The following is a 1,942-nucleotide window of genomic DNA, read 5'->3' as shown; positions in this document are numbered from 1 at the left end:
AAAGGTGGGAGCTGGCTTGCCTGCGATAGCGGTGGTACAGACACCGAACGTTCCGGATCAATCAGCGCCCACGGTCCCGGCGCAACAACTTCCTCACCCGCGCCACCAACGCCTTGGCTTCAAACGGCTTGAGCAAATAGTCATCCTCATGCAGCTCCAACCCGCGCAAGCGGTCTTCAATCCCGCCTGGGGTGGTCAGGAAGAGCATGGGCGTCTCACCCTTCAACCGAATCGCCTGCTGCAACTTCCAGGCATTCAAGCCCGGCAGCATCACGTCCAGAATCACCAGCTCGTACTCAGCGCTTTCGACAAAACGCAGCGCCGCCATGCCATTGGCCGCGACTTCCACGGTGTAGCCGGCCTCGTTCAAGCCCTGGGCCATCCGCTGTGCCTCGTCGGATTCATGTTCCACTAACAGCACGCGCATAACACACCTCGATTGATCAGGCGTGCAGGCTAACACCCTCAGGTGTGTGTCGCCTCACGCAACCGCTGCACGTCGAGAATCTCGATCTCGCCATAGCCCAGGCGCACCACGCCCTGGGCCTGCAGGTCTTTGAGCAGCGCATTGGTGGTCTGGCGCGACAGACTCAGCATCGCCGCCAGGTCTTCCTGGGGCAGTTGCAGCACCCGGCGCGCATGTTCGATGTCGCCGTAGCCCTCAACGATCATCAATAAACGATGGGCCAGGCGCACCGAAGCCGGCATCAAACTGAGCTGTTCGAGGCTGATAAAACTCAGGCGCAGCTTGTGGCTCATCAACAAGGCCAGGTCGCGCCAATACTGCGGGGTTGCCTCGAGAATCTTCAGCAGCGCCTGCTGCGGCACCTGCAACAGCGTGCACGGGCCCACGGCGCAGGCGTCGTGGGTACGCGGCAAGCCGTCGAACAGGCAGATTTCGCCGAACCAGTACGGCAGCTCCACCAGGCTCAGCACCGCTTCCTTGCCGTGTTCGTTCACCGCGCTGATGCGCAGGGTGCCGTCGAGCACCGCATACAGCCCGCACGGCGGGTCGCCGCGTTTGAACAGGTATTGGCCCGCCGTCAGCTGCCGCAGCCGGGCCTGGGCCAACAGGCTATGCTGAAAAGGCTCTGGCAAGTGGCTGAACCAGTGACCGGTGGCTAACCGCGCGTGCCATTTCTCTGCGTCCATGAGCACTCCGAAGATTGTCGCCCAGTTGACAGTCAGGCGCAGGCTGACAGGGCATGATCAAGCATCCTACAGGAGGAACAATAATGAAAAGCCTCGTCGACCACCTCAGTCAATACGCCGCGTACCACCGCGACCCACGCAATATTGCCAGCCATTTTATCGGCATTCCGCTGATCGTCGTCGCCGTGGCGGTGCTGCTGTCGCGCCCCGAATGGGCCGTCGGCGGGCTATGGATTTCACCCGCGGTGATTGTCGCGCTGTTTTCGGCGTGGTTTTACCTGCGCCTGGAACTGGCGCTGGGCGTGCTGATGACAGTGTTGATGGGCTTGTCAGTGTGGGCCGGGCATGTGCTGGCGGCGCAAAGCACACTGGTGTGGCTCGGCAGCGGCATCGGGATGTTTGTGGTGGGCTGGGTGATTCAGTTTGTCGGGCACTACTACGAGGGCAGGAAGCCGGCGTTTGTGGACGACGTGTCGGGGTTGATTGTGGGGCCGCTGTTTGTGGTGGCGGAGTTGGCGTTTCTGGTGGGGTTGCGGCATGACCTCAAGCAGCAGATTGAGGAGCGCTCGGGGCCGGTAACACGCCACAGCCTGAAGCCGAGTGGAATCTAATGGCGGGAGCGGTCCTTTGTGGGAGCTGGCTTGCCTGCGATAGCCATAAGTATCTACACAACTTTCAAGGCTGAAAAATCTCCCTGTAGTGAGCGGGCTTGCCCCGCGCTGGGCTGCGAAGCGGCCCCAACAAAGACTCCGCCGAGTTCCAGATAGAACGAGGTCGCCTGGTTTGGGGC

Annotated in this window: 3 protein-coding genes; 1 reads left to right on the top strand and 2 read right to left on the bottom strand. The window is 61.4% G+C overall.

Annotated elements, in window-relative coordinates:
* Positions 1-61 precede the first annotated feature (61 nt).
* Both WBB95_RS18610 and WBB95_RS18605 read right to left on the bottom strand, forming a co-directional pair.
* Positions 62-427, bottom strand: a complete 366-nt coding sequence (locus WBB95_RS18610) for a response regulator (protein ID WP_424488919.1) — start codon at positions 425-427, stop codon at positions 62-64.
* Between the two features lie 38 nt (positions 428-465).
* Complete coding sequence (locus WBB95_RS18605; protein WP_424488918.1) at positions 466-1,152, bottom strand: Crp/Fnr family transcriptional regulator; 687 nt, start codon at positions 1,150-1,152, stop codon at positions 466-468.
* Positions 1,153-1,235: 83 nt separating this feature from the next.
* Here WBB95_RS18605 and WBB95_RS18600 point away from each other — a divergent pair, with 83 nt between their 5' ends.
* Entirely contained in the window at positions 1,236-1,763 is a 528-nt protein-coding gene (locus WBB95_RS18600; protein ID WP_424488917.1) for a DUF962 domain-containing protein, read from the top strand.
* The last annotated feature ends 179 nt before the right edge of the window (positions 1,764-1,942 follow it).

The sequence above is a fragment of the Pseudomonas sp. genome (assembly GCF_049645325.1).
GTDB lineage: Bacteria > Pseudomonadota > Gammaproteobacteria > Pseudomonadales > Pseudomonadaceae > Aquipseudomonas.
The sequence above is the reverse complement of the archived record's forward strand: the minus strand, read 5'-3'. Positions and strand labels throughout refer to the sequence as shown.